This is a genomic window from Paraburkholderia sp. BL18I3N2, assembly GCF_003001875.1.
Classification (GTDB): domain Bacteria; phylum Pseudomonadota; class Gammaproteobacteria; order Burkholderiales; family Burkholderiaceae; genus Paraburkholderia; species Paraburkholderia phytofirmans.
The window spans coordinates 239,276-265,764 of the sequence record NZ_PVNC01000002.1 but is presented as its reverse complement, the minus strand read 5'-3'; the positions used below and the strand labels follow the sequence as shown (position 1 = coordinate 265,764).

Genomic DNA, 26,489 nt, shown 5'->3' with positions numbered 1-26,489 from the left:
AATGCACATGTCGTTTTCCATGACCTCGGTCGAGGGACGAGTTGAGCCGAAAGGATTAATGACGTGAGCACGAAAGCCAATGACTGCCTGGAGGCCAAGGCCTTTTACCTGCGCAACTATCGCGTGCCATTCACGTTCGAGCAGATTGATGCGGCGAATCAGGAGAAACGCGTTCTCACCGGGCCGGAACCGCGGCGTTGCCGGTTCTGCGACCGGGGTGCGCCTTCTATAACGTTCCGGGACGTCGCGCATGCGGTTCCCGAGTCAATCGGCAACCGTCGTCTCATCAGTGAATATGAATGTGATATTTGCAACCGGTTCTTTGGTTCGGGTATCGAGAACCACTTCGGAAACTGGTCGAAACCGTATCGGCTTATAGGTGGACGCAGGGGGAAGAAAGGCATTCCGATGTCGAAGGGCGGCGGCCCATCCGGCTGGCGAATTGAGCGAATGGGCAACCGGTTCGAGATCGTTGCGGGCGAGAACGAAGAGATCCGGCCGTTCACAACCAGTGAGGATCATCGTGTCCTTACCTTCGAACTGCCACGTGATCCGTATGTACCGATCGACGTCCTGAAGACGTTCGTGAAGATGACCCTCTCGGTGATGCCAGATGACGAGTTCGTCCATTTCGGCGAGACGCGTGACTGGTTGATGGATGAAAACTCCAATGGTGATTTCGTCCATATCCCCTCTGCCGAATGGTTGGTCGCAAGGAGCACGCCTGCCGACAGCTTTGCCATCCATCTTCTTGCTCGTAGGCCCGATGCCTCGGAGCGTGTGCCTTATGCATTTTTGCTGCTGTCGTACGGCGTCCAGCGCTTTCAGATCAATCTTCCGTGTCCAGCGCGTGACGAACAGTTCGAGATCGAAGGCACGATCGAGTTGCCTGCTTTCCCATGGCAGGACGCAGCAGAGGACTTACTCTACGCTGGAGAACTTGATCTGACCGGCACCGAGCGTGTGACCGGCGACAAGGCGCAGGTGACATACCAGTTCGAAACCGCCGAAGTCAGTCGGCCAGATCCGGGACTGGCGCCATCCGCCGGGCAGGTGATGGACAAAACAACGTGGGGCAGTGGCGATGTCAGATGCGGAGCAGGATAGGCGTGAGCGCGGCTACCCGTTCGACCTCACCAAAACGAAAAACCATGAGCAAATACGCACCGCTTGGCGACCACCTCTGCAAAGCCACCGGCAACGAACTCACGCTGACATTCGACCAGATCGAGGAGATCATCGGCGCCGACTTGCCCCCCTCTGCGTCGAAGCATGACGAGTGGTGGCAAAACTCCACTCCAGGGAGCGACACCCACGTCCAGGCGCTCGCGTGGATGACGACCGGTTGGCGCAAGTCGCGCGTCGATCGGTCCGCCCGCTACGTGGTGTTCAGCCGCGCCGGGAGCGATCCAGACGCAGAGGCTTTGGAGAACCTGGCACCGCGTCGTAAAGAGGTTATCTACGACATCTTGCAGCGGGCAAACATTTCGGTCGACGGCTGGCACCGGAGAAAAGACGGCACTGAGGTCGAGGACTTCCGTTCAAATCCCCAGTTTTGCTACAACTGGTCGTTCGGCTCACTCGCTGAAGGCTACGTCCTGTGCTTGTGGTACGGGACGCTCCAAGTGGCCGGTGGCGTCCCCTACTTCGCCGAGTCGGTGCTCGACACGGCAAACGAGTTGCGGCGCATCGCCGACGATCCGACGAACAGCACCTCAGCCCGGTCGCGAGCTGTTGATCAATCGATTCGCGCACTGAAGCTCGACGCAGCCATACGTGGGTCGTACGAACGACGAATGCCGGTGCGCATCATCGTGTGCGACGGCGACCGTCGCTCGCGCGACGAACTCGCCGAAAAGGCTTCGGCGGTCAGTCGGCGCATCCTTGACAGCGAGCCTTGGTACGTACACCGCCATGATCCTGTATCGGGCGAGTGCAAAATCGTTCGCGGTGTGAAACCGGACTTCGACACCGCGCAGGCGAGCAGCGGGCCCGAGGATGCGGATGAGACCGAGGAGGTGATCCAGCAACGGGCCATAAAGACCCGGCGCGGCCAGAAGGGCTTTCGTGACCGTTTACTTGCGGCGTACCGCCGCCGGTGCGCCGTGACAGGTTCCATGGTCGATGCGATTCTGGAGGCGGCGCACATCGTGCCTCACGCAGCAAAGACGGACTACCTGACGCGCAACGGCATCCTGCTGCGCGCCGATATTCACACGTTGTTCGACCAGAACTTGTTCGCGATCGATAGCCGCCAGCGCATCAAAGTCTCGAAATTGCTTCAGCATTCTGAGTACAAAGACTACGACGGCAAGGCTCTGAAAGTCCTACCGGATCGGTCCGAGGACCAACCGTCCGCGAACGCGCTAGAACAGCGCCTGCGGGCCTTTGAGGCCGAAGAGGCGAAGCGTTGAGGCAACAAGAGGGGGCCGTACAGAACAGTTCTCCCCCGGTCCTCATCGTGCCCGGCGACTGAATGCCCGAATTAGGAGCTGGCTGGGTTCGGATCACTCCATGACCTACGCAAAATCGCCTGAGCCCGTGACCTGTCTAATATGCAGCATGTCCAGCCGGAAGGTCGTCGGGATTTAGCTCGCGCAGGCTATTGCACTTCGAGCCGGCCGTCCGTACGTGGGAGCGGGCTTGACGCATAAAGCCCGCGGTGTGGGTCGCGTTTTACCGCCGATTTCTAGTAGCCGCGCACCGTCCACGCAAATGCTCCGAATTTGACGGACCTGTCGGCACCGGAGTTCGCGAGATCAAGAGCCGGGATTCCCGGACTGAAGGTAACCGTTGCGTCGACGAAGCCCTGTGCAGCCACTAGTGGCAGCGCAGACTTGTTTGCAGCTTCAGAGAAATATGACGCCCACGCCCCAGACCTGGTGCTGTCGTAATGTTTTCCCTTAATCGACAGGTCGGAACCTTGCTTGGTCGGGAGCTTGGGTGATCCCTGGAAAGGGGGGGCGCCGAGCAGCGCCTTCAATCGGGATTTTGAGCCGGCGACAATGAAGACGCATTCACATTCATAGCTATGCTGTGATCTGACTGTATGACTCAAAAGCGCGAGGCGGTAGATGTCGTAAGCGATATTGGCGGGTTTGCAGTGCGGCGAATCAGCCCACTTTGTCTCGACTGCAATCCGCAGCTTACCCATCCCATTGCCGTTTAGCTCTGCCAATGCAAAGTCAATCCGCGGTTTCGCCCCTGTCGCAGCAAAAGGCTCGAGCGCCGGGTGAATGACATTGCTCCATGCACGAGCAGGCCGGTCGATCACAAAAGTGCTGAGCAACTGCCCCACCGCCCCTTTCAGAGCCGCCTCATCGAATAGTCCCGCGCGCTGACAAAGATACTCGTGATGCAGCCAGCATGACGTCGCCTCAGCAAGACGGCGTGCAGTAGTAATTCCCATTAGATCCCCGCGTGAACGTATTCTCCGCTCGGCTCTGCGCCTGCTGGATACGGCGCTCGCCCATCGCACCGCTTGCCGGCAAGCCGATATGTCCGTTACCGGTCGATGGCGCATTGTCGACGATCTTGTCCGGTCAGTCGAATGTCTCTCTATGGCCCCATCGATGAACTGCGATGCAGTCCGCTTCGCAAAAAAAATGTCGCACCCGTTGGGTGCGGCATCAAGCTTCGGTCTGGCCAGCTCCACTGGCTTAGACCGAAGGCAATCCGCACTGGCTGCGCCATTCGTTCATCATGTCATTTCTTATGGGCGAGTCTTCCCCCATGCCACTGTGGAGTCCCCCAGCTTCGCGTCGTAGCAGGTTTGAGCCTGGCTCTCGGGCGCCTTACTGGTGTCTGGTCGAAGAACTAACAGCTATCTACAAATGAGCGAAGGCGCAGGGGCCGGCGTGACCGACCGCTGCACCGGGGGATGCACTGCACGTACAAGAAGCACGGCGAGGCAAAGAATCGTTACTGCGACAGCCCGATCGTCACGTACTTGGTGTCGGTATCGAACGTGAGCGGATCGTCTGTACCTGTCGTGCTGTTTACGGTGATATAGGCGTATTTCGTAATGCCATCGGCCGCGTACCTATAGACCTTGGCGTGTTCGACTGAATGGTTCGCTGTGTCCGCGAGTCCTGCGGCGGTCAGCGCCTGAGCGACGTTAGCGTTGGGCGTGTCTTGATGCCCGCTGGTGTCCGTGAACAAAGCGGTACCGTTTGCGAATGCCATCGTGCCCGATCTCGCGCAGTCCTCGTACTCGTCGAACGTCTTCCCGTTCAGCTCGGTCAGGTCGGTGACCTCGGTCAGATCCGAAGAGACATACACGTACTGGCCGGGTTGAGCGGCCATGACGCTGCCGACGCCGTTGGCGGTGCATAGCTCGCCAACACGATTGCCCAGAAGGCTGATGACCGCTTTGAACTGGCCCGCGTCCGTGAAGGATGTCACGTTGCCGCCCGCATCGATGGTTGCCTTGGCCGTGAATTTGCCGCGATTCGGATCGGCGATGGCAATCGCGAACGTACCGTCAAGATTGACGGACGAACCCATCTGGATTGCAGTGACACCAGGCGTCGTGTAGGCGATTGCCGAGTATGCCGTTTGGGTCAGCGCTGTGCCATTGGCCGTCTTCGTGGCCGCGTCCGACTGCGACAGGCCGGAAGCCGTTAGCGCCGCACCGTAAGTCTCAAGCAGCCCGTCGCCCGCATCGCCCTTTTCCGCCTTGAAGGGCGAATTGAGCGGGTTGAACCCGTCGGGCAATGCCGGCTTGCCCGGCAGGGTCGCGAGTGCTGTCGCCAGCTTTGCCCGCGAGCTGTTCAGGTTGGCGGCCGTGACGGTATCGGTTAGATCGCTGCTTTTCGCGCTGTCGAACCATGCGCCTGGGTCCTGCTTGCCGAGCACGCCGACCATGATGTCAGTTAGCGGCGTGATGTTGGTAGTGCCGGGAGCCGCTGCAACCGAATGCAACGCCAACGCCAAGGCTGTGCCGTTGGCCTGTCCGCCCGCCACACGCGCCACGCATGGGTAATCCGTGCTCTTGAGAGAGGCGCTCCAGCTACCGTCCGTGCCCGTCGTGGCCGACGTCGTCGCACCCGACGCACATTTCAGTTCGACCGTCCCGCCGATGATCGGTGAGCCAATCGCCGCCGTGCCGCCTGTAGTAGTTGTCGGAGTGTTGTCAGCCGCGGGGGCGTTGCTGCCGCCGCCTCCGCCGCAAGCGACAAGTGCCGCGCACATGGACGCAGCAAACGCGAGTCTGGCGATCTTCATATTGCTTTGTTCTTCTTTCACTGCATGGTTCCTTTTAAGTGGATGACGATTGGAGACTGCCAGAAAAGATAACGGCAATCCCCCTAATAAGTTTAGTTTCAACTTAAAAAGTCCTTACTTTACACGGGGCGTGGCTCAACCATTCAGGTTGAATGGAGGGTGCATGGCTCAAGTCGATCAGGAACAGCTCGCCGTGGTGATTGGCCGGGCGATTGCGAAACATCGCGTGGCAAGTGGCTTCACGCAGGAACAGGTGGCGGAGGCGCTGGGAATCGGCAACGAGGCGGTCTCGCGCATGGAGCGCGGGCTTGTGATGCCGACCGTGGCGAGGCTGGTGGAGTTGGCCGATCTGTTCGAGTGCAACGCGGCCGACCTGCTGACCGAAGTCAGCAGCCGCACCAGCGATCAGGCGAAGTACGTCGCACAGCTTCTGGCGAAGCTCGGCGGGAACGACCGGACGATGGTGGTTGAGATCGTTGAGCGGCTGGCTGGACGACTCGCGAAGCGTTGATGCAAGTCAGTAGTCGTCGGGCAGCAGAATCGTCGTGGCGGAGCGATCCGCTTCGGTGATGATCCAGACCTTCCCGTTGCCGGGCAGGTCATAGCTCGATAAGAGGCGTCGGCCCGTGAGCAGCGCCAGTTCGTTCGCTGTCTGATCTTCGACCGGTAGATCTCCCCAGTCGCCATGAATATGGCGGGCGAGCAGTGCGACTCCCGATATGCCGACCTTATCGAGTATTGCCTCGGCGCCCGGGGTGATGACGGGGCGTCCCATCGGAAAACGCGGGCCTTTTGCATAGTTGCTCATGCGCGGCCCTCCTCCACGTAGCTCTCGGAAGGCCACACCGGATAGCGAAGACTCGCAGGCCGTTCCTCCCGTCCGCCGCTATCGGACGCAACATCCTCAAGGCGTTCGATGGTCGTATTCGAGCGGTCCCACTCTGTGAGCACCAGAATGCGGGTCTGGTCCGGTAGGCGATAAAGTGAAATCAGCCGCAGGCCAGCCGTGATTGACAGGTCGTTCTGCTGCCGGTCTTCGTCGGACACGATCCCCCAGTCGCCCGCGATGTGCCTGAGCACTACGCTGATGACGGGAATGCCATTCGCGCGCAGTGCAGTGAATGCGACCGGCGTGATGAGCAATCGCCCCGGACGGAAAAGCGGTTTGAGCCGAGTGGCTTGGTTCATGGGTAATTCTCCAGAAAACGGGCGCGCACGGGCCTCCGGATGAACCGGATGCTGTTCGCTGGAATGAGAGGAAATGCCGGCGCAGAAGACGCCGGTCAGGCTATGCGATCGATGAGCGCGCGACGGAGGCTGACAGCCTTCGCCTGGGAGCAACCCAGATGGCGGCGGATGTCGGCAACGGTCGGACGCAGCAATCCCCCGGCGATATCGCGCGCGAGTTGCGTCAGGTTGTCGTTGATGGGATCGGATGCGAACGATGCTGATTGCCCAACGTTTCGTTCGGCGTTACTGCGTACCGTATTGCTACGACTGGCTGTGGAGGTTTCGCGACTAACGGTTTGATCTATGTAACACGCCGTGACCGGCGCGACGGCTGGAGGAATCGCATTCTTCACGTTCGCGACTGCCTTGGTCATAGGCGCGGTCGCGTCGGCAGTATCCGCGACTGTCGCGATTATGGGCGGCGTTGGCTCCCTTACGACTGGTAGCGACGGCGACTGGAGTGCGACCACCCACAGCAGGCACGCGACACCTTCGAGGACGGCGGCGAAGAGCGACCCGAACAGCAGGTCGATGCGGGCGACGGGCACGCCGACTAGCGCGGCGAGTCGCGATGTGATCGGATCGGCGCGCAACGCGTCGCGTCGGGTCTTGATCCGCTCATCCGCGATTTGCTGATGCCGGATGTCGTCCGCTTCGGCATTCAGCGCATCGACCCTGGCAGCGAGCGTCGTGCGACGGACCTCCAGCGTGGTGCAGATGCCGGTGCAGTAGCGCGCGTTGGCAGCGGCAAGTTGCGCCGTCACGGCCGCGCGCTCCGCCATGACGGTCGTAAGACTGCGGGCGGCTGTCGGGGGCGGCGCAGCAGGGAGCGCCGACACGCGCAGTTCGCCCGCATGCTGCTGGGCCGACACGAAGAACATCGCATGGCCGATACACGCAGTTACCAGGCACGTGGCCCATAGGACGCTACCCATGACACGGACGAGGGCGGGCGTACCCCGCAGCAGGCCGGGTAACAGGTGCGCGCTTGTGACGAGCACCAGCCCCGTCGCTACCCACACGCACCGTTCCGCTAACCACCCGCCGCGCTGCCAGCCGGCCAGCACCGACATGCAGGCCGCCGTGCTGGTCGCGGCGACGGCCAGGGCGAGAGCGGGGCGACGGATCATGCGGCCTTCCCGCCCAGCAGCGCGGCGCGTCGGTCGAGCCGGTTTTGCAGGCTTGGTCTGGTAGTCGGGGGAGTCTCGACATGACCAGCGTCGTGACCGTTACCATGACTGCCACCGTCACCCGATTCCGCTGGATAGAACTCTTCGGCGACGGCAGCGCTTTCCTCGATGCTTTCCTCGAACGCCCCGTTACTGAAACCGGCGTGGGCGGCAGTATCGAGCGCCTGCTGGTCAAAGCCAGCCGTCTTGCGACGGGCATCCAGTTCGCGCGCCTCGATGATTGCCGCTTCAAGCGTGCTGTTGCTCTGCACGCAGAGATCGACGTAGTAGATTGCGGAACGGTAGCTCTGCGTGGTGGACTTGCCGCGCAGTTTGAGTTCGAGCGGCAGGCAGGCGAGCAGGTTGCCCGAGACAGCAGCGAAGTAGTGAAGACGCGCGGCCAGGGTTCTGATCGAGTTAAAGCTCGTGGTCCTGAACACGAACGACCCAAGTTCGTCTTCGTCGCCAATCAGCACGTTCAAGCGACCATATGGCTTGCAGGCTCCGCGCTGACCGAATGCACAGGCGTCTGGAGACGGACACGGCAGTTCCTCGATGCCCGAATCACCGGCACGACGGCAGGTTTCGCCGTTGCCGACGCACACTGGCCGTCCCGTCTCGCGGTCGAAACACGAATACTCAGCACGCAGGTTCAGATCGGGATCGTTGAACAGGAAACGAACGGGAATTGCGCGCAACTTGCCCGATGTCGCCTTGCGCAGTTCTTCGTTGAGCGGGTGGAGCATCCACTCCCCGCGCTGCTGTACCTGTGTCGTGAGCGTGAACTGATCGTCCTTCTCCGGCAGACGCTTGCCGTTCTTTTCGACCACACGGCCGATGGAGATACGCCCGATAATGGGCGGCACTATCGCAAGGCCCTTAAGCATGTCTGGCTCCTGTAGATTAAGTAGAGGGAATGGAAAAGCGGATCAGGTCGATACGAGAAACCGGCGCGAACCGGGTTTCGTGATGGCGTACCGGAAGGCAAGCTCGGGGTGATCGGCGAGCAGGCGCTTGAGATCGACGCCTGAGCCGTCCTTGCTGCGCTTGTACGACACCGAACCCGTCTCGAACTGTGCCCGGTCGGCCTCGGCCATGGCCTGCTGGATCTGCTGCTTGAGCTGCGCTTCGATGGCCTGACGCGCTTCGATATCGGCCCGTACAGCGACCAGGTCAGCGAATGCCGACGACAGGCGACGGTCATCCGTGAAGTCGACCGTGCCACCCGCGCCCGGATACAGGCAGCGCAGCGCGCGATCCGCCGATTCCGAACCATCGGCAGGCGGTGGCGTATCGGTTTCGACGTAGCGCCAGAACGCCGCTTCGAGTTCGACCAGTCGGGCGATCAGTGCATCGTCGCGTTCGATGCGATGTACATCGAGCTTCTGGCCACAGAGCAATACGGCGACATCGGCTGCCTGCTTGCCCGTCACGGCGAGCTGGTGTTGAACCTGGCACACCACGTACTCCGGTACCCCGTCGCGCCAGAGTCGCGCACCGAACTCGCCCGCCGTCTTGCATTCGAGCAACTGAACCTCGCGGTTGCCGACGACTTCACGATCCACGTTGGCGAGCATCCACGGGATGGTGTGGTGCTGGAGAACGGCGTTGACGCGTCGAACACGGTTGCCCGTCTGCTTCGTGTAAGACGCCGCGACGATCGGTTCCAGAATCGTCCCCCAGTAGACGGGCTCTGTCGTATCGTCCGGATCGGGTTTCGGCAGTTTCGCGTCCCTGCCTGTCTTCGTCAGCCAGAGTTCGAGCTGGGACTGATACGGACTGAGCCCGACGGCTGCCGCCGCATCGGAACCTCCTATCCCGGATTTCCTGACTTCAAGCCAGTCCTCGCGCGGCATGTCCTTCGTCTCCACGAGCCGCAATGCAGCTCGCCTGCGTTGACGCTCCATTGGTCCAGGCAATGACATCGGTACCTCCACAAATGAAAATGCCTGGCGGGGAGACCCGGCCAGGCATGAGTGGGAAAGGGGGCATGGATTCAGGCCACCAATCGCATGGCCTCTTCGAAAGCTTTCTGCTTGAGGGCGGCACCGGCGCCAAACCAGGCCGAGTCGGTCCGGTTGTCGTCGGAACGGGCGCGGCGGTGGTGATCGACGAATTCCGTCACCGAATTCAGTAGGCCCCACGCCGTACCGGCAGCGGATGCCATGTCGGCGCCCTTGCCGCGACCGGCGAACAGTTCCTGCACGGCCTTGATCGCGCTGTCGTTGGTTGCTGCGACGGGCGTGCTGGCGCCAGTGGTGGGGTAGGTCAGCACGCGACGCAGGAAGGTTTCAGCAGCGGTATCGTTGACCGGACATTCACTCAGCGCCTTCATACGGGCCATGAATCCGTCCCACGAAGAGATCGCGATGCCGAGCTGACGCTTGACAGCCTGTGCGTCGAACTGCGAGCGGTGGGGCACCTTGACCGCGCCGGTACTGTCGCCGAGCGCGATGGCCAGCGTGTTGTTGCACACGACGCGTACCGACGTGAACTGCGCGGTCGTCGCCAGGCTACCATCACACGCCGTTGCAAGGAGCAGATAGCCATTCACGCGATCCCGGCCCTTAAGCGTCGCGCTCTGACCGGTTTTGGCGAGAGCCCAAAGTTTCTTGCCATCCTTGAGGACCCCGGCAGTTTCGAGTTCGAACCCGCCGACCTCCGTCAAATCGCGGTAGAACTCCAAAATGGATTCCGGTTGCACTACTTGGTAGCGTGACGAAACAACGGACAACGGCAACTTCGTGTCGCTGCGGTAGAGGACCTTCTGCTCGGGAAAGGCGTGGATCGAGCCGAGGGATGAGCCGGCCATGCCAGAGACGAAGCGCACTTCGGCTTCCTCGATGCACCAGTCCATGCCGCACTGCTTCTTCCAGACTTCGATGGGCTGCTTCGGCGCGAGCTGGTTGCCGAGGCCGTGCCACGGGGTGTCTCCGACGAACGCCATATTGCTAACGAGATGCATGGAATACTCCTGATAGGGAACAAGAACAGAAAGCAAAAATGCCTACAGCCCCGAAGGGCTGTAGGCATCGAGCGGGAAAAGGAAAAAGCGAAAGAGACGTCAGGCGTCAGGACGTGCGTTGCTGACCGAATACATGGCCACATGCCTGGCATTCGTAGTTGTTAAGCACATGGGTGTCGATCTGCTCGCCAACGGCGGAGCCTGCTGCACAACCGGCCGCGCCGCCGAACAGTGCGCCCATGAGCGCACCCGCGAGGCCGCCGAAGACCGAGCCGACAGGGCCGCCGATCATGCCGAGGACCGCGCCAGCCTCGGCGCCACCGAGCGCAGCAGCCGCACTACCGGCAGCACCAGCCGCAGCGCCTACAGCACCGCCGGTCTTGCGACCGTAATCCCGCGTGATAATGCGGGTCGAGTGGCAGTGGGGGCAGGAAAGTGAATGATTCATGTATCAGCCTCATGTAGGTTCAGGGCAAACGACGTTGCCCAGGCATTCCGGGTGGATGCCCAATGAAGTGATATATGCTTGAAATTATTTGCCATCCGATATTGCGAGTGTCTGATCGGGTCCATTGCCGTAACCGCTATCACCCGAAGTGCCAAGCGAGCGCTGCGCACCGGTGGCGAGCACCTCAGTCCGAGCTGCTACCGGTCGAGTACTGACGCACTGGCGTGCCCAGTCTGCACCGGGTGGTTGCTCACGCTTTTTTTTCGCGTAGAAGCCTATGAACCAATCTGTGGCAGTTGGCGCAGAGGCATTGGAGGTCGTCGAGGGTGGTTTTGTGGTCTTCTGCCATTTCGCTCACGTGAGTGGCGAAATGGTGAACTTCGATACATGCCTCGGCCTCTTCGGCTGCGTAATGCGCCAATGGATCGAGACCACAGCGTTCACAAGAAAGCCGGCCATGTGCTCGACGAAACTGCGCTTTCTTTGCCTTTGCGAGACCAAGGGCTCGTTCACGCGTCAGGTGGGTTTTCAACGTTGCACTGCCTTCACGCCATTCCCGATCGATGTAAGTTTCGCTATCGGGCGATTCGTATGCCTCGCCCTTGGGCACAATCTGGTAACCGGCCTCTTGCAGCAGGTCGAAACACAATCCTCCGGCAGTAAAGTGTCTGGGCCCGATCGGAGCGCCATCGAGGGCCATCGAGAGAGCAAGTCCAAAGACGGCTTTAGGCCGAAGTCGACGGCCATCATCAGCGATCAGGTCATAGTCGGTCGAGGGGCCATAGGGATCGTCCGCTATATTGCCGTCAATCAATTGCTGAACCGCTCGCCAGATATACTCGGGTGTTGCCTGACGCAGCACGTCGGCGGGTAGCCTTTCCATGCTTCGGAGGTCTCCTTCCGCGGCTACACCTCCGAGCCGGTTAGCCAGATCTTCGCTGGATCCGCCAAAACCGGTCGCGATTCGAATGCGCTTTGTTGAGTTGCCTCCCTTCGCACTTGAATTTGGATCACTGCGAATATCTTTCATGCGACTACTCAACAGGCTGCAAATTTGCTCCGGTGAAAGGTTTCCTTCTAATTCGCTCAGAATGGATCGCGCGCTGAGAGGTAATGACTGGACCGTTGTGCTATCGACCCAAGCGCCAAGTATGGGTATAGCGGCCTGAGAAAGCCTGCTTGTTAACAAAAGCAAAGCTTGTGCATAGTCTGCATTTACCGCCCCGCGCCGGCCCTTCGCTCCGCCGCGGCTGTGCACGATAATGTCGGCTTGATCGACGGAAAAGCGAGCATCCAGTCGGGAGCCTTCTTCGTTAACCGCTTGGAATATTCTTGGCAATTTAGCTTTCCCAGTACAAACGTTTTCAGGTTTCGAAAAATCTCAGGAGCTTCGCGCGTTCGAGGTCGTCGTTCGCGAAGGTTGTGAGAAGCGGCCGAGTCGAGCCGCCGATATAGCGAACGTCCTCGATCGCTCGGCGCGGTTGCTCAATCGCTCCATTGTCGTTTCGCGGCCGGAGTACCTTTCGCCCGCTGGGATTGACCACAAAGAGGCCGAAAGCGTTGTCGGCTTCCGCAGCCGCGACGATTTCCTGATTGATGTGCTCGTCGCCGAAGCCGTAGCCGATGGTCATGAGCCGTGTGCCCCGTTCACGCAAACGCGCACGGAACTCGTCAGCGTATCGAGTCAGGAGCGCCGATCCTGCAATCGCATTCACCTTGCGAGCGCCCATCACGAGCAGATCGTTACCGTCCTCGCTGCGCCAGTTGACTGATCCGTGTAGTTTGAAAATCGGCTGGCAGTTGTCTTCGATGTGGTAGTCGGCGTTCGGTGTGGGTCGCAATTCGGTCGCCAGTATCTCTTCCGGTCGAAGCTGCCAATAATTCGGAGGGAGCTGCATCCCGGGATATTGCGGACGATCAGCCATCTGCTCTCGACCGCGCTGCCGGAGAGGTAAATGACTGTAGTGCAATTCAAGCTGTAGATCCTGGTTGAGCGTAAAGATTGCGTCGAAACGCGCGAGAAAGGGCACAAGACCTCTATCGGCGAAGTTTGCGCCGTTCCGCTGACCATCGAGTCCGCCACTATCAACGAGCATCCGATTCATGTCATTAAATGATGCTCTGATGGCGTTCTCCATTGCGTCGAGCCGCTCGCGGTGCGCGGGTTGCTGATGCTGACGCCACTCACGTTGCAGGTCTCCGAGAACTTCCTCAAAATTCGGATTGTCGATGAGCCGCTTGCAGAGATCCCGGTTATCGGCGAAACGGCTGATCAGGTCGTCGGCGAGTTCGCCGGCGAGCCAGCCGCCCCAGTTGCGGGTGAAGCCTGCGCCGAGCAAAAGGAGGTGGGCCATTCGGTTTTCCTCGACGATTCGGTCTGCTCATTCTACCCGCCAAGGCGGACAGGATTTCCGGCGAGCGTAATGATCGCCGCACCGGTTTTCGCACCGAAGAGTGGAACGGCGATGGGGCTGCCGATGCAGACGGCCGCGCCTTTTGCACACCAAGTCTTGCGGGCGCGATGGCGCGCGTCGACGCGCAGAGAGTGGCACTTCGCGAACGCTGGGACGGAGCCCGGCTGCGTGCTGACGCCGTCGTCCGGTCGTGCGGATGAACGGGCGGCGCCTTGGCCAAAGTGTTCGTCACTGCGGTGTTCGTGCAGATACATGTTATCCGGGGCGTGCGCCACGGAAGGATGGAAACAGCGAGGGTCATGCGTGGGGAGTCGCCTCCCGCCGGGGCTAGGCGGCGGATGGGCGCGGGGCGATTGACGTCAGCGCGCCGGCCGGGAAGACAAAGCTGAATGAGAGCGGAGATTCAAAAGGAGAAGGCTAGATAGGCGCCCTCGCCGGAAGAACTCCAAATGGCGAGAAAAGGGGGCGAACGCCGCGTTTCCGTGCGTTCACCGCTCCTGCGACTGACTCGTTTCGCCATGTGACGTCGCGAAAAGGTGTTATCGCCGGTCTCTCTGCAAATCGCGACCGTCTACAATGCTGCCCAAGCACGAAGGCTGTCTTCGGGGGACCGAGAAATCTTGCCGGCGAACCATGGTAAGGAAACGTCTCGCTGGCTGAAATGTATGTTGTAACTTACACAAACAACGCCCCAAAAAAGTTGTATGCATGTACAGTATCAAGTGGAAAAGTCCCGCTCCGTATGGAGTTCGCTGGCCTCGATATCGACCGCGGCCGAGCGGGAAAAATAAAACACACGGCGACCAACAATGAACAGTTTCCGGTTTATCGACCTGTTTGCAGGGCTAGGTGGGTTTCACGTTGCACTGGAGCGTCTTGGCGGCACATGCGTTTTCGCCGCCGAGTGGAAAGAGCATCTCCGCGACCTTTATGAAGTCAACTTTGGGTTAAGGCCCGCAGGTGACATCGAGGATGTCATCCCGGAAGCCATCCCCGATCACGACGTTCTGACTGCCGGATTTCCCTGCCAACCTTTCTCCAAGGCGGGTGAGCAGAAGGGCTTCGAATGCACTGAACAAGGCAACCTCTTCTTCAACGTCGAAGCGATCATCCGCGCGAAGCAGCCAAAGTATTTCATCCTCGAGAATGTCCCAAATCTCTTGAATCACGACCAAGGTCGGACCTGGCAGCACATCCAGGATCTACTTGGTCCCCGAGGGCTCGGGTACGACATTAGGGCCACACGATACTCGCCTCATGAATTCGGTATCCCGCAAATCCGAGAGCGGGTGTATATCGTGGGCTCGAAAAAGAAGCTCAATGGTTTCCAATGGCCAGCGCCGCTGAACGTTGAAACGACTATCGAGTCAGTGCTCGATCGAAGCCCTGCAGACGCTAAGCAGCTTTCCTCACAAGTGCAAGATTGCCTTGCTCAGTGGAATAAGTTCGTCAAGCAGAGCCCAAAATCTCTTCAACTTCCGTCGTTTCCGCTTTGGTCCATGGAGTGGGGCGCCGATTATCCATTCGAAGAGACAACCCCGTTTGCGGTCAAGGCGACAAAGGGAATGCGAGGACTGTGCAAATTTCGCGGATCGCATGGTCAACCGCTGCGCGACTTCTCGAGCGAGGAGCGCTGGATGGCTCTTCCGAGTCACGCTCGTACGGAACAGTTTGAATTCCCCAAGTGGAAGAAAGATTTCATCCGTCAGAACAGGTTGTTCTATGCAGAGAACCAGGCATGGATTGATGCCTGGCTTCCCAACATTCTCCGGTTCCCTTCAAGCCTTCAAAAATTCGAGTGGAACGTGCATGGTGAGAAGAAGGACCTCTGGAACTACGTCTTGCAGTTTCGCGCTTCGGGAGTTCGGGTCAAGCGACGTAACACGGCGCCGAGCCTGATAGCGATGACCGACACCCAGGTGCCAATCATTGGTTGGGAGCGGCGCTATATGACTCCAAGAGAATGCGCCCGCCTTCAGAGTCTTCATGAACTGAAGGCCTTGCCGACAACTAGTACACGTGCGTTTCAGGCATTGGGCAACGCGGTGAATGCAGACGTTGTAGAAACGGTCGCACGAGCACTTCTCAAGAAGCCAGATGGGGTGTCAAGAGCTCAGAGGGAGAAGTCTGAGTCCATTCGCACGCGGAAGGCGATCGAAATGACTAACGCGGATCTCGATATGTTCGCCTGACGTTGAAGGCAGACAACGAAATCAACTAATTAATAATAGAAGATCCACACTGAGGGCCGTACGTATGGCAGACCATGAACAAATCGATGAACTTGAACTTGGAGGTATTGCGCAGTACCTGGCGGATCTGTCCCAGGACGGCCCTTTGCCTTTGGACGTCGATCAGCAACGCGCAAATCCGTTTCACGCGGAATCAGTATCATTTGTCGACAATGATTGGTTAACCCGCGTCCTGGCAGTCCAATTGTGGTTATGTCTCGACCGCCCAATCGGACTGGACGTGCCGGCGCCGCAGGCTGCGGGTGACCTCATGGATCAGATTTCACAGAGCTCAGTCGAGTCGTGTCTAAGCATCGAGGGCGACATCGTGATGCTTACCGAACTGGGAGCGCAGCACCTTGACAAGAGGCTCTCCAGAGCTGCGGCTCATCGTGAGGCTTTTCTTGAACTGATAGACGATGGACAAAGCCTGCGCGCAGCTACTGACGAGTGGCGACAACTCTGGGAAGACTCAAGCGCATTGTTTCGACAGCCCGCCGCGATCAAAGCGGAGGTCAAGACCATGACGATCCGCAACTTCTCCGATTTTGCTAAGGATAACGACTTAGAGTTGAATCCGTCTTATCAGCGAGACAGTGTATGGTCCATCAGTGATTCGCAACTGCTTATTGATTCCATCCTTCGGGGCATTCCGATCCCCTCGATTATTTTGAATCAGTTGGAGGAGGATCGTAAGCTGCAGATTGTGGACGGGAAGCAGCGTTTAACCGCGATACTGCGGTTCATCGGCCAACATCCCGTCGCGCGCGAGTACGTTCGCAACCTCGACGACGAAGCGGATTTCGATAAGGATACGAAGAAATTTCTGCGTAAACGTCATCTCAAGAGCCGAGAGATAGCTGAGCATTATCTACCGTTCCGGGTGATGCGATACGAGCCTACCGATCCGCTCTATAAGCTATCGGGAAAGTACTATTCGGAAATAAGGGACCTAGAAATTCCCGTCGGCCAAAATAAGGTCAAAGTTCGGGAAATATTTGATAAGGCACACTCAAAGTACTCCATTCCGGTCATCCTGTACGAGAACACGAGGCTGCAAGACATCCATCACGTGTTCTCTATTTATAACAAGCAGGGTAAAAAATTGAATGCGGAGGAGTTACGCAACGCTACGTTTCATCACGTGGGGTTGACGAAGCTACTCCTCGTGCTAAGCGGCGATAGGCCGTTCTCCGAAGACCTTGCTCCCTACCTCCCCGAGGATCTTAGAGCCAAGGTCGGTGAGGTCGGTGAGGCCCTCAGGGATTGCAATTTCGGAACGATGCGCTTCAAACGTACCAAGGTACTGTCCTGGATCTGTGCATTGATGCTCCAATCACCTAACGGGCAGGGTGGAAGCTACGCTGCGCCTTCAACAGCCAGCCACATCGATGCACTATTGGAAGCGATCAGCGGCAAGCCCCAACAGCCCCCACACCTGCTTTCTCAGAAAAATGCGTTGATTACGCTCGCGCGCGACATTGAAACTGCGGTTGTGACCCATGCGGAAGCGGAAAACGCTTGGTCTCCGCGCTTCCGCAGTAAGAAGGGAGTCGCATCCGGGTGGGAAGAGCTACCGCTGGTCGCAAGCCTTCTTGCCACGCTGATTCTCGCCGCAATCGGCGAAAGCCAGCGTGTTTCAGAGTCGATTCAAGCGATCCGCGCATTCACCGAGGTAAACCGCGGCCCCTCGAAAACGCAAAACAAGACTCAATGGTCCTGGATCGGCCACATTACAACGGGCATCCTCAAGACGCTCGATATTGACCAAGACGCAGCAACAGCTATTTTGACAAAGCGTTATGGATACAGTTGTCTTCCCGTCCTCAACGCGATGGCGGAACCGGCAGAGGCATAGGTCGTATGCGTGAGACAGTGAATACAGTACGTCCGGTCACTGGTGCGATCGAGGCGAATAAGATTGAACAGTTAGTGCCGGCTCAGGGCTCATGGTGGGGCCGGTACAGCGACGCTATTCGTTCACTCCCTGACGATACCCGAGCAATCATCGAAGATGACGCTCGGTACATCGTCGATCATGCTCTACGCACGGTCGCACAGCCCACTGTCGATGGTACCGCGGGTCGAAAGGGGCAAACTGTAGTGACCGGGATGGTGGTGGGCTCTGTCCAGTCGGGCAAGACAGCCAGCATGCTTGCCGTTGCGGCTCTGTTGCTTGATCGGAGCATCGACATTCTGATTGTGCTTGCGGGCACCCGCATTGCGCTTTGGTTGCAGACGTATGAGCGCCTTCTTCGCCAACTTGACGGAAGCGACCTGTTCAACGCATGGAGCAAGAATTCTGAGCGCGTACTTGTTCCGCAACCTGAAGACATTCTCTCCGGCGGAGCAAGAGTTGATCCCTATCGGTACCTACGTGGGGTTCGACGCCGCGTTGTCGAAGCCGTGGAGACACGGAAGCCGATTATTTTCGTGATCCCGAAAGAAGATGATCACCTTTTGGCGGTCGCAAAGTTTCTGACGGAGCATGCGAATCAGGGCGCGCTAGAGCGTCGCGGACACCCACTTCGAATGGTCGTTCTCGACGACGAGGCGGACGACGCGAGCATCCTGGATGCACAGGACGGCTCTCGCATTACGCCGCAGTTCATCCAGTATCTGTGGTCTTCGGATGAGTGCGCGCCAGCCACACGGAATGAACTGCTTCAGGCGACATACATCGCCTACACAGCGACGCCGCAAGCGAACTACTTGCAGCGCTCACATAACCCCTTGGCGCCCAGACATTTTCACGCTGCGTTGCGCGTGCCATCGGACAGGGGCGAGAGAACGCCGAGGCTGGACACTTATTTTGAACACAAGGGGCTGAGCGCCTTCTATTGCGGGGGGGAGCACTATTACGAGCGTTTGCGCGAGATGCCGGGGGACCCATGCGTCGCGTACCCCTTTACGGCTGCTAACGCCAATGCTTCTGCAACTGAGTTGGCCCAGCACGCTCAAGTGCGATGGGAGATGATCGGAAGTGCAATGCGATCGTTCCTTGTAGCTGGCGCTGTACGCCTGCTCCTCGATCGGCGACGTTTTTCAACAGTTCCGCTTGTGCCGACAGAATTGGCTTTGCTCAAGGCGGCTTTGCCGCGCACTCATTCAATGCTCTATCACCCGTCCGCTTTGAAGGAGGCGCATTTCCAGGGGGCGGAGGATCTCGCTCGTTGGTGTAAGGCATCACCCGGCGGAGAAAAGGACGTCGTGCTGGCCGTCGACGAATTCGGCAACCCGCGCCTGGAAATCGATGCCGATGGCCTTGCTATTCGCCTGCGCCGCGAGGAAGCGGAGTGGCGCCGGTGGTTGCCGGAATTTGCAGCTACAGCTGCAGGCCTCTCGGCACTTCCCGGCTATACGGAACTCGGTATTGGCTCTATCGATTGGGACAGTATCCGCGACTTGCTTGTCGACGAAGTATTTCCTAACGTCAAACTGCGGGTACTCAATAGTGACCCACGCGCAGACGATCGACCGGTTTTCGAGGCGACTCCCATTGATGGGACTTCTCAGCTTTGGCAAGCTCCTCGGGATATCTACACCATCTTCGTCGCGGGCAACGTGTTGTCACGAGGGTTGACTGTTGAGGGATTAACCACGAGCCTGTTCGCGCGTGGCGCCCGTGAGCCGGCAGCCGACACGCAAATGCAGATGCAACGATGGTTCGGCTACCGGGGGGCACATCTCCCGTTTTGTCGCGTGTTCCTTTACGCGGATCAACTGACGCTTTTCCGCAAGTACCACTACAACGACGTGGCGTTGAAGCGGGAGATTCTTAGCCGCATGGATGGACACCCGGCAGCGACAGATGGTGTTCTTGTGCTTCAGGGTGACTCCTTTTGGGCGACGACAAAAGTCGACAGTCGCCGAATCCCTCTTCATCCGGGCCCAACGCCTGCCATTCGCTTGCTTGAACCTCCAAATGGCGCACGGTATGGTCACAACATCGCGCTCGTTCAAAGTTTTATTGACGACGGCTCTTGGGAACACCTTTGTTTCCCCGATAACGTCGAGCGGGGCTTGATTCGATCGAAGCCCATCTCCATGCTTGAATTGGCAGATTTTCTGGAGAAGCTTCGATACTCAGCACACGATCCGGATCCGCAATTACCGATTTCACAGCGATGGGCGAGTCTTCAGGCCGCATTGAACTTACAGCAACCCTTGTTCAGACCTCCCGGTGAGCACCCTGGCCAAATGGCTGTCGAGCCAAGCGGTTGCCCGTACTCTATCGCCGCCTATTTGCGGTTGTGGCATGAGGCGCTTCAGCGACACGATCTGCCTGGCATGCAACCTACGGACAATCCTACAAGACCGTGGAACTCACTGGACCTTGCAGCGTACAGGGCGACTGCCCCGCACTTCTATGTGGGTCTTCGTTTTGGCTCGGAGAGCACTACGGCGAACCTAACGTTCGACGGACAAGCATTCCCGATGATGCGCCGAGGGCTTGCCTCAGAGACGCCACGCATTCTTGAAACTCTCTGGGGCTCTCGAAATCCGACTGAGCGCTGGAAGGGCGACCAGGTTTTCGACTATCACTTTCACAATCCTGCCGGTTCCCCGCGCCTTCTTACCGAAGGAGCATGGCGCCAACGAGGCGAGCCGGGATTACTTTTGATACATCCAATCATGGACCCTGGCACGAAGGAAGAGATGATCGCGTTTGGCCTTGCACTTCCGAAGGGAGGCCCCGACCATGTAGCGGCGCTTCGAGTTGCAGGTGATCTCCATGTCTGAAAGCATCTCGTTCGAGGAACTTTGCTCCCGCCTCGAAGATCTGGGCACCCCTGCGAAGACCGAAGACCGATCGGTCTATTGGATTCTGCCGATGACGTTGGGCCTTGCAAAGACAGCTTCAGCTCGCGTGGAAGTATTCATGTGCGGGCAAAAGCTGTTTCCCCGCACGGCGATCGTGCGCAGGCACCTTGAGCATGGCCGATGGAAAATCGCGGAGAGCGCCGACGAGTTTGACGCCAGCAGAGTTGTGCTGCCTTCTGCCCCGCACTTTGTTCCGTTGGCAGCGTTTCTTGCTGTCGAACTGATCAAGGCCGGTATCGGCACTAGACGTCCTTTGCAGGAGGTCCTGAACGATGTGGAGCCGCTCCTTGAACTTGCACTTTTACGAAGTGCACTAGGTGAGGAGCACATTCTTGGCCTGGTGGGTGAACTCATTTGCCTCGAAACGCTACTTGATGCGGTTGCAAACCGGCCTGAAGCATGGTCGGCCGTGCTCGATATGTGGCGTGGGTATGAAGCTGGTCAGAGAGACTTTGTGATAGGTTCGACGTCGCTAGAGATCAAATCTACCCAACTAGAATCGTCAACACACGCTATCAGCGGCATGCACCAGGTCGAAGTAGATGAACGATATCCCTCGGAGGAGCGCCTGATGCTTCTGAGTGTTGGATTGGCGCCGGTGATTCAGGAGGGCCAAACATTACCGGACGTCGTGCAACGGATCTTGAACAGGTTAAGCGCCGGAGTGACAAAGGCTAACGACGAGTTCACGCCTCTACAGCAGCGCTTTCTTGACGACGTATATCGATATGGCGGTACCGGCTCTCGTGGGTATGATCACCGAACGGAATCAACATCGAAAGCATATAGCACGAGATACAGGTCGACATTTACGCCTCGGCTTTACGAGATGGAGGACGAGCAAATGCTCATCCTGCGTCATCAAGACGTAGACGGTCTGTTCGTGCGGCCGAGCAGTGTTCAATATACGCTTGAGTTGCCGAACCTGATCAACGGGATGAATCCGGCCGCAAACTGGAAGCATTCTGTGACCGCAATGATTCGAAAGTATCTAAACATTCTTTAATGCATCCCCCGGGGCGGCAGCTTTCCGCCCGCCGTCAAAGTTGATTGAATTTTCGCCCGGTTGCCTTGGCAACCGCCGGCGTAGTTTGCGCAGCACTACGGGCGGCGCTCGCAGTTCGTGTTCCCACAAATGCAAAACGCGCCAGCCCGCCGACTTAAGGGCTGCGTCCACGCGACGGTCGCGCGCCACGTTGGCATTGATTTTTTCCCTCCAATACCGTTCATTGCTCGTTGGCGCCTTATAGTGCATCGGACATCTGTGCCAGAAACAGCCGTCAAGAAAGACGGCGAGCTTTGCTGCACGAAACACGAAATCGGGTCGAATGGTTGTTGGACGTCGTCTGCCTTGGCGGATACCCTGCGCCTGCCGCACAGGCTGGCCGTGGACGGCCTTCAGTGAAATCTCAAGGTGGCGGCGCCAGCCCGTGAGGGCCGCGGCGCGCAGGATGGCAACGAACGTTGCCTCGGTCGATTTGTTCCCACGCCCGCGAATCAAAGCCATTATTCGCGACCGCTGCTGGGCGTTGTATATATCGACCATGGTCCCTTTTCGCTCCATCAGCGGCGTTACCGCCTTTGGAATGGCGCTATGTGAGGCAGCCCAGCGACCTCGACTGTGTGATTGTGCGCGTATCCGCCAACCGCTGCAAACTGTCGCTTGGAACGCCGGTTTCCTCTGTCGGACAAGCGCCGACTGCCGTAAGTCGGGCAGCGAAGCAAGTGTGGGGGCACTTATGGGGGCATCTCTGCCTTCTCGTTTCGGTGGATGGTTAATCGTACTGCGGTCGTGAGTTCGATCCTCCGCTTCGGTGCGCGCGGGCGGCGCCGAACAACCCACGGGAGCACCTTTTGGTGAGCGCGAGTGCCGGTAGTCCCCCCGTTTTTAACGGCGGTCAGAAGTAGAGGTTAAGCCGCGACGGGCAACTTCTGTTCGGCGGGACGCCGCCGATGGGCGACGACGATTGCAGACAGACCGCAATCCCATCCGTTGTCGCGTCAGCTTTCCTGCCACGGCCGGCCGCGGGTGACAGGCGAACGGTCCGCGTGGCGTCACCTCCGCGGCTCAAACTTGATCTGCGCTTGCTCGAGCACCCACGCCTCGATCTTGTCGTGCCACATCCGCAGCAGATCGAGGGGGCGTCGTCGATAATGCTTCTCAGCAATTGCGGACGGCTTATGGCCTTGGATTTGGGCGACAACGCCGACGGGAACCTCGACCCATTCCGACAGCGTTCCGAATGATCGGCGCAGGCCATGCAGAGAAATGTGCGGCAAACCCGTCGGCGCCAACGCGCGATTATGTGCATGACGGGGCTCAGCAATCTTCCCATCCGATGCTGTTTTACTGGCGAACACCCACTCCGATGGTTCCCACTGCTCGCCTCGTTCAACTAGGCGAGCGGCTTGACGTTTATTCGGCGGAATCTCATTTAGGCGCTGAAGGTTCCGCAATAGGCTGGCTAGATAAGGAGTGAGCGGAATAGTCCGGCCGCCAGTACCTTCAACTTTGTCGTTCATGGTCAAGCTGCGCCAGCGGAAGTCCACGTCTTCCCATCGCAGCGCGGCCAGCTCTTCTCGCCGAGCGCCTGTAATCAGGAGCCCTTGGAGGTACGCGCTGATTATGGGGTTGGCGATGCCACGTACAGCACTGAACCAAACAGACAGTTGCTCGCGCTGAAGGCAGTCATCCTTTGCGGCGCTACGAGGGAGAATGCCCTTGACCTTTGGTGAAGCGTAGGCCTCGTGGGGGATGATGCCTGCATACGTCTCGTGAGTGTCGCACCACCTAATGAATGCCTTGAAAAGGCCGAATGCATGACCGGCGTTCGTTGGCCCCCGAGGTATTTCGGCCTCGAGCCATTGAGACATGGAGGTTGCTGTTATCTCTGTCAACCGTTGCGGCATGAGCGGAGCCAATGGCCCGCGTACCTTTTCTTTACCGCCGCGTTTTGCAATACCTCCGCCGGGCGACGAGAGGTTGATATGGTCGAGGATGTAGCGCTCCGACCGCGGCTTTTTGGTTTTGGGCGAAATCTTTGTCCGCAGGTGTTCTAGATAGTGTTCCCACGCTTCTCCGACAGTCACGTCCTGACGGCGCTTTGCTGCCTGCCGGGCTTCGTGCGCGGCCTTCTGCTCTGCCTCTCGTTCGCGCGGATCAACCCCACCGTCAATAAGCGTCTGGAGACTTCGTGCTCGCTCCTGAGCCCGGTCAATCGTCCAGCTCCTTGGGTCGCCGATCGTAATCCGCACGGTCGAGCCATGGATTTTCCCTTGAAAAATGTAAGCCTTGGCTCCGGTTGGTGTGGCGCGCAAGCCGAGTCCGGGAGTCTTGCTGTCCCAGAGAAATGACTGCGACTTACCCTGTTCGCAGCGATGCGCCTCTACGCGAGCCGCAGTGAAGTTTACCTTCGCCACCTAGCCTCCTTACTCGTAAGTCGGCGATCTCATGTAACCGCCATGTAACCGAATTATGCGGTAACAAAGGTATGTGGATCAACATCAATGCGAAGATGTTTGAAGGAAAACGTTTAAAATACAGTGAGTTATGAATTTTTATCAGCATGAATCCATCTCGGGAAATGTTGGCTTGTTCGTATTCGCAATGCGAAGGTCGGGAGTTCGATCCTCCTCCTCCCACCAATAAGATTTGTCGTCACGCGAAAACCGGCTGCACGCCGGTTTTCGCGTTTCTGTCCCAAGCTTTTCGCACTAAACCGCTCTGCTCCCCAAAACCCACATCCCGCATGAGCGCCCCCAAAGCACGGCGCTCGCGCAGAACAACACGTTCAAAACTTATCCCACCCCTCATCCGCACCGACCGCGCCCGCAGCCGTCGCCAACGCGGAATCCAACGCCGCGCCCGGCGCGACACCCAACGCGCCGCCCGGCACATCCGTCGCCCGCGCAACCCGCCGCCCAGGCGTAACACCCCGCTCCTGCCGCGCCATCTCCTTCCGCAAAGACGCCGCCGAAACAAACGCCCCCGCATCACCACCATTCAACACCTGAAAGAACGCCACAGCCTCATTCAACTGCTGCCCCTGATTTTCCATCGACCGTGAAGCCGCCGCCGCTTCTTCCACCAAAGCGGCATTCTGTTGCGTGACATTGTCCATCTGCGTGATCGCGACATTGACCTGCTCGATTCCGCGGCTTTGTTCGCTCGATGCCGCCGCGATCTCCGACATGATGTCCGTCACCCGCGCCACCGCCTGGGTGACTTCGGCCATCGTCTTGCCCGCTTCGCCGGCGAGCGCCGAACCGTCGCGGATCTTCTCCACCGAGGTGGCAATCAGATCCTTGATCTCCTTGGCCGCGCTCGATGAGCGCTGCGCCAGACTTCTGACTTCGCTCGCCACTACCGCGAAACCGCGGCCTTGCTCACCGGCGCGCGCAGCCTCGACGGCCGCGTTGAGGGCCAGAATGTTCGTCTAAAATGCAATACCTTCGATGATGCCCGTGATGTCCGCGATCTTGGTCGAGCTATCGCTGATGTCGTGCATCGTGTTCACCACCTGGCCGACCACCTCGCTGCCTTTCTGCGCGACCGACGACGCGTTCGTGGCCAGCATGCTGCCTTGCTGCGCGTTGTCGGCGTTCTGCTTCACGGTCGAGGTGAGTTCCTCCATGCTCGACGCCGTTTCCTGCAGCGAGGCCGCTTGCTGCTCGGTGCGCTGGCTCAGATCCATGTTGCCCGCGGCGATCTCGCGCGCCGCGCCGGCGATGCTCGTGCTGCTGTCGCGCACGCGTCCGACGATCGCCGTCAGCCGTTCGTTCATCTCGCGCAGGGCGCCGAGCAGCTTGCTGGTTTCGTCGTTGCCGTCGACCACGATGCGCGTGCGCAGATCGCCTTTCAACACGGTGCGCGCGACGTCGATCGCCTGGCGCAGCGGTCCGGTCACCGCGCGCGTGATCAGCACGCATGCGCCGATCGCGAGCGCCACCGCGATCAGGCTGATCGCAATCAGCAGATTGCGCTGGTTCTCGTAGTGCGCCGCGTAGTCGTTGATCATCTGTTCCTGACGCGTATGCGTGTAGTCGGCATACGCGTTGGTCGCGCGAATCAGCGCGGCGAGCAACGGCCGGCATTGATCGTCCATCTTGACGATCGCTTCGTCGCGCTTGTTGGTCAGCGCGAGATTGACGATGTCGGTGGCGACCGGTCCATACAAAGCCTCCACCCGATTGATCTCGGCCACGAGACTGCGCGCTTTTTCCGATGTGTCGGTAGCGGTCGCGATCATATCGTTGAGTTTCTTCAAATCGGATTGCACGTCTTCGTGCGCGCGCAGCACATCGGCTTTCTCTATTTCGAAGTCCTGCGGCTTGGTCACGAGCACGAGATTACGCGCGGCGATCGCCCGGCGGTCGACCGCGGTTCGCACCTGCACCGCCATGTCCGCGCGTGCAGTAATGCCGTGCACGAAGCTGGAAAAACCATCGGTTGAGTCGCTGAGCGCTTTCAGGGAAAGCCCGGAAACCGCGACGACGATAAGAGACAGCATGCCGAAACCGGCAATGAGTTTTGCTTTGATGGTGAGGTGCTTCAGTGTCACGATTTTTTTCTCCAATAACGAAACGTAGATGCGTTCGCAATGGACTCTCAGGTCCGGGCATGGGAGCGTCTGTGTGACCGCCGTACATCGTGGCGGCCTCGCGCGGTCTATCCCTTCGATGTCTTTCGTCGATGCGGGAGCGAAGCGCATCGGCGTAAGACCCAAAATAGGTATCCCATTTATCGGATATCGGTTCGCACACTCGAGTACTGAAGGCAAAATCGGGTATATCTCTACAAGGCTTGCACGCAATGACCGAGGAAAGTGGAATTTCTGGGCAAATGAATATTTTTGAGCGCGTGATGAAACATTGCATCGAGCGAGAGGGTGGAACAACCGCTTGAAACAGGTCGCCGTTCCCCATCGTTCTCCATGCCGGCGGACGCCCGCCACGGCGCTGAGAAAGCGGTGCTCGAGACAG

General features: G+C 58.8%; 21 protein-coding genes and 1 pseudogene. 7 read left to right on the top strand and 15 right to left on the bottom strand.

Features of this window, described 5'->3' with window-relative positions; genetic code table 11:
- Window positions 1–63 precede the first annotated feature (63 nt).
- Together B0G75_RS07135 and B0G75_RS07130 are read left to right on the top strand one after the other, a co-directional pair.
- On the top strand, window positions 64–1,107 hold the full coding sequence (locus B0G75_RS07135; RefSeq protein WP_181309190.1) for an HNH endonuclease: 1,044 nt from the start codon (window positions 64–66) through the stop codon (window positions 1,105–1,107).
- 44 nt (window positions 1,108–1,151) lie between these two features.
- A complete protein-coding gene (locus B0G75_RS07130) occupies window positions 1,152–2,414 on the top strand; it encodes an HNH endonuclease (protein WP_181309189.1) in 1,263 nt (420 codons plus the stop codon).
- A 275-nt stretch (window positions 2,415–2,689) separates the two neighbouring features.
- Here B0G75_RS07130 and B0G75_RS07125 read toward each other — a convergent pair whose 3' ends face one another.
- Both B0G75_RS07125 and B0G75_RS07120 read right to left on the bottom strand, forming a co-directional pair.
- Window positions 2,690–3,409 carry a hypothetical protein gene (locus B0G75_RS07125; protein ID WP_106302520.1) on the bottom strand — a complete coding sequence of 240 codons (720 nt, stop codon included), beginning with the start codon at window positions 3,407–3,409 and terminating at the stop codon, window positions 2,690–2,692.
- A gap of 512 nt (window positions 3,410–3,921) precedes the next feature.
- A complete protein-coding gene (locus B0G75_RS07120; RefSeq protein WP_106302517.1) occupies window positions 3,922–5,247 on the bottom strand; it encodes a hypothetical protein in 1,326 nt (441 codons plus the stop codon).
- Window positions 5,248–5,389: 142 nt separating this feature from the next.
- Between B0G75_RS07120 and B0G75_RS07115 the strand changes: the two genes are divergently transcribed.
- The gene (locus tag B0G75_RS07115; protein WP_106302515.1) at window positions 5,390–5,737 is read left to right on the top strand and encodes a helix-turn-helix domain-containing protein; all 348 of its coding nucleotides are present in this window, start codon (window positions 5,390–5,392) and stop codon (window positions 5,735–5,737) included.
- Between the two features lie 6 nt (window positions 5,738–5,743).
- Here B0G75_RS07115 and B0G75_RS07110 read toward each other — a convergent pair whose 3' ends face one another.
- From B0G75_RS07110 to B0G75_RS07065, 10 genes are all read right to left on the bottom strand, one after another.
- A complete protein-coding gene (locus B0G75_RS07110) occupies window positions 5,744–6,034 on the bottom strand; it encodes a hypothetical protein (protein ID WP_106302512.1) in 291 nt (96 codons plus the stop codon).
- On the bottom strand, window positions 6,031–6,414 hold the full coding sequence (locus B0G75_RS07105; RefSeq protein ID WP_106302509.1) for a hypothetical protein: 384 nt from the start codon (window positions 6,412–6,414) through the stop codon (window positions 6,031–6,033). Before B0G75_RS07105 ends, B0G75_RS07110 begins: the two co-directional genes overlap by 4 nt.
- Window positions 6,415–6,509: 95 nt before the next feature.
- Complete coding sequence (locus tag B0G75_RS07100) at window positions 6,510–7,586, bottom strand: hypothetical protein (protein ID WP_106302506.1); 1,077 nt, start codon at window positions 7,584–7,586, stop codon at window positions 6,510–6,512.
- The gene (locus B0G75_RS07095) at window positions 7,583–8,512 is read right to left on the bottom strand and encodes a phage capsid protein (RefSeq protein WP_106302503.1); all 930 of its coding nucleotides are present in this window, start codon (window positions 8,510–8,512) and stop codon (window positions 7,583–7,585) included. The genes B0G75_RS07100 and B0G75_RS07095 overlap by 4 nt, the downstream gene beginning before the upstream one ends.
- Before the next feature lie 42 nt (window positions 8,513–8,554).
- The gene (locus tag B0G75_RS07090; RefSeq protein WP_106302500.1) at window positions 8,555–9,550 is read right to left on the bottom strand and encodes a YqaJ viral recombinase family protein; all 996 of its coding nucleotides are present in this window, start codon (window positions 9,548–9,550) and stop codon (window positions 8,555–8,557) included.
- A gap of 71 nt (window positions 9,551–9,621) precedes the next feature.
- Window positions 9,622–10,590: a DUF932 domain-containing protein gene (locus B0G75_RS07085; RefSeq protein WP_106302496.1), complete on the bottom strand. Its 969-nt coding sequence runs from the start codon at window positions 10,588–10,590 to the stop codon at window positions 9,622–9,624.
- Between the two features lie 106 nt (window positions 10,591–10,696).
- Complete coding sequence (locus tag B0G75_RS07080) at window positions 10,697–11,038, bottom strand: hypothetical protein (RefSeq protein ID WP_106302493.1); 342 nt, start codon at window positions 11,036–11,038, stop codon at window positions 10,697–10,699.
- 250 nt (window positions 11,039–11,288) lie between these two features.
- Entirely contained in the window at window positions 11,289–12,377 is a 1,089-nt protein-coding gene (locus B0G75_RS40100; RefSeq protein ID WP_146142480.1) for a hypothetical protein, read from the bottom strand.
- 25 nt (window positions 12,378–12,402) lie between these two features.
- Window positions 12,403–13,392: an SIR2 family protein gene (locus tag B0G75_RS07070; protein WP_106302487.1), complete on the bottom strand. Its 990-nt coding sequence runs from the start codon at window positions 13,390–13,392 to the stop codon at window positions 12,403–12,405.
- Window positions 13,393–13,424: 32 nt separating this feature from the next.
- Complete coding sequence (locus tag B0G75_RS07065; RefSeq protein WP_106302484.1) at window positions 13,425–13,706, bottom strand: hypothetical protein; 282 nt, start codon at window positions 13,704–13,706, stop codon at window positions 13,425–13,427.
- Between the two features lie 555 nt (window positions 13,707–14,261).
- Here B0G75_RS07065 and dcm point away from each other — a divergent pair.
- The 4 genes from dcm (at window position 14,262) to B0G75_RS07045 (ending at window position 21,513) form a co-directional block, all read left to right on the top strand.
- Window positions 14,262–15,644, top strand: a complete 1,383-nt coding sequence (gene dcm, locus B0G75_RS07060) for a DNA (cytosine-5-)-methyltransferase (protein ID WP_106302481.1) — start codon at window positions 14,262–14,264, stop codon at window positions 15,642–15,644.
- Window positions 15,645–15,708: 64 nt separating this feature from the next.
- Window positions 15,709–17,541 carry a DUF262 domain-containing protein gene (locus B0G75_RS07055; protein ID WP_106302478.1) on the top strand — a complete coding sequence of 611 codons (1,833 nt, stop codon included), beginning with the start codon at window positions 15,709–15,711 and terminating at the stop codon, window positions 17,539–17,541.
- Between the two features lie 5 nt (window positions 17,542–17,546).
- Window positions 17,547–20,426 carry a Z1 domain-containing protein gene (locus B0G75_RS07050; RefSeq protein WP_106302475.1) on the top strand — a complete coding sequence of 960 codons (2,880 nt, stop codon included), beginning with the start codon at window positions 17,547–17,549 and terminating at the stop codon, window positions 20,424–20,426.
- Window positions 20,419–21,513, top strand: coding sequence for a PD-(D/E)XK motif protein (locus tag B0G75_RS07045; protein ID WP_106302472.1), 1,095 nt, complete (start codon window positions 20,419–20,421; stop codon window positions 21,511–21,513). The genes B0G75_RS07050 and B0G75_RS07045 overlap by 8 nt, the downstream gene beginning before the upstream one ends.
- Here B0G75_RS07045 and B0G75_RS07040 read toward each other — a convergent pair.
- The 3 genes and pseudogenes from B0G75_RS07040 to B0G75_RS07030 form a co-directional block, all read right to left on the bottom strand.
- Complete coding sequence (locus B0G75_RS07040) at window positions 21,499–22,053, bottom strand: very short patch repair endonuclease (protein ID WP_106303641.1); 555 nt, start codon at window positions 22,051–22,053, stop codon at window positions 21,499–21,501. The genes B0G75_RS07045 and B0G75_RS07040 overlap by 15 nt on opposite strands.
- A 509-nt stretch (window positions 22,054–22,562) precedes the next feature.
- The gene (locus tag B0G75_RS07035) at window positions 22,563–23,927 is read right to left on the bottom strand and encodes an integrase family protein (RefSeq protein ID WP_106302469.1); all 1,365 of its coding nucleotides are present in this window, start codon (window positions 23,925–23,927) and stop codon (window positions 22,563–22,565) included.
- Between the two features lie 371 nt (window positions 23,928–24,298).
- Window positions 24,299–26,068, bottom strand: a pseudogene (locus B0G75_RS07030) (methyl-accepting chemotaxis protein).
- Window positions 26,069–26,489: the final 421 nt, after the last annotated feature.

What these genes read in the sequence shown, in the direction of transcription:
- B0G75_RS07105 (WP_106302509.1), bottom strand. Translation starts at nt 6,414, where the DNA reads ATGAACCAAGCCACTCGGCTCAAACCGCTTTTCCGTCCGGGGCGATTG.
- B0G75_RS07065 (WP_106302484.1), bottom strand. Translation starts at nt 13,706, where the DNA reads ATGTATCTGCACGAACACCGCAGTGACGAACACTTTGGCCAAGGCGCC.
- B0G75_RS07100 (WP_106302506.1), bottom strand. Translation starts at nt 7,586, where the DNA reads ATGATCCGTCGCCCCGCTCTCGCCCTGGCCGTCGCCGCGACCAGCACG.
- B0G75_RS07125 (WP_106302520.1), bottom strand. Translation starts at nt 3,409, where the DNA reads ATGGGAATTACTACTGCACGCCGTCTTGCTGAGGCGACGTCATGCTGG.
- B0G75_RS07045 (WP_106302472.1), top strand. Translation starts at nt 20,419, where the DNA reads ATGTCTGAAAGCATCTCGTTCGAGGAACTTTGCTCCCGCCTCGAAGAT.
- B0G75_RS07040 (WP_106303641.1), bottom strand. Translation starts at nt 22,053, where the DNA reads ATGGTCGATATATACAACGCCCAGCAGCGGTCGCGAATAATGGCTTTG.
- B0G75_RS07070 (WP_106302487.1), bottom strand. Translation starts at nt 13,392, where the DNA reads ATGGCCCACCTCCTTTTGCTCGGCGCAGGCTTCACCCGCAACTGGGGC.
- B0G75_RS07055 (WP_106302478.1), top strand. Translation starts at nt 15,709, where the DNA reads ATGGCAGACCATGAACAAATCGATGAACTTGAACTTGGAGGTATTGCG.
- B0G75_RS07095 (WP_106302503.1), bottom strand. Translation starts at nt 8,512, where the DNA reads ATGCTTAAGGGCCTTGCGATAGTGCCGCCCATTATCGGGCGTATCTCC.
- B0G75_RS07080 (WP_106302493.1), bottom strand. Translation starts at nt 11,038, where the DNA reads ATGAATCATTCACTTTCCTGCCCCCACTGCCACTCGACCCGCATTATC.
- B0G75_RS07050 (WP_106302475.1), top strand. Translation starts at nt 17,547, where the DNA reads ATGCGTGAGACAGTGAATACAGTACGTCCGGTCACTGGTGCGATCGAG.
- B0G75_RS07115 (WP_106302515.1), top strand. Translation starts at nt 5,390, where the DNA reads ATGGCTCAAGTCGATCAGGAACAGCTCGCCGTGGTGATTGGCCGGGCG.
- B0G75_RS07090 (WP_106302500.1), bottom strand. Translation starts at nt 9,550, where the DNA reads ATGTCATTGCCTGGACCAATGGAGCGTCAACGCAGGCGAGCTGCATTG.
- dcm (WP_106302481.1), top strand. Translation starts at nt 14,262, where the DNA reads ATGAACAGTTTCCGGTTTATCGACCTGTTTGCAGGGCTAGGTGGGTTT.
- B0G75_RS07130 (WP_181309189.1), top strand. Translation starts at nt 1,152, where the DNA reads ATGAGCAAATACGCACCGCTTGGCGACCACCTCTGCAAAGCCACCGGC.
- B0G75_RS07085 (WP_106302496.1), bottom strand. Translation starts at nt 10,590, where the DNA reads ATGCATCTCGTTAGCAATATGGCGTTCGTCGGAGACACCCCGTGGCAC.
- B0G75_RS07110 (WP_106302512.1), bottom strand. Translation starts at nt 6,034, where the DNA reads ATGAGCAACTATGCAAAAGGCCCGCGTTTTCCGATGGGACGCCCCGTC.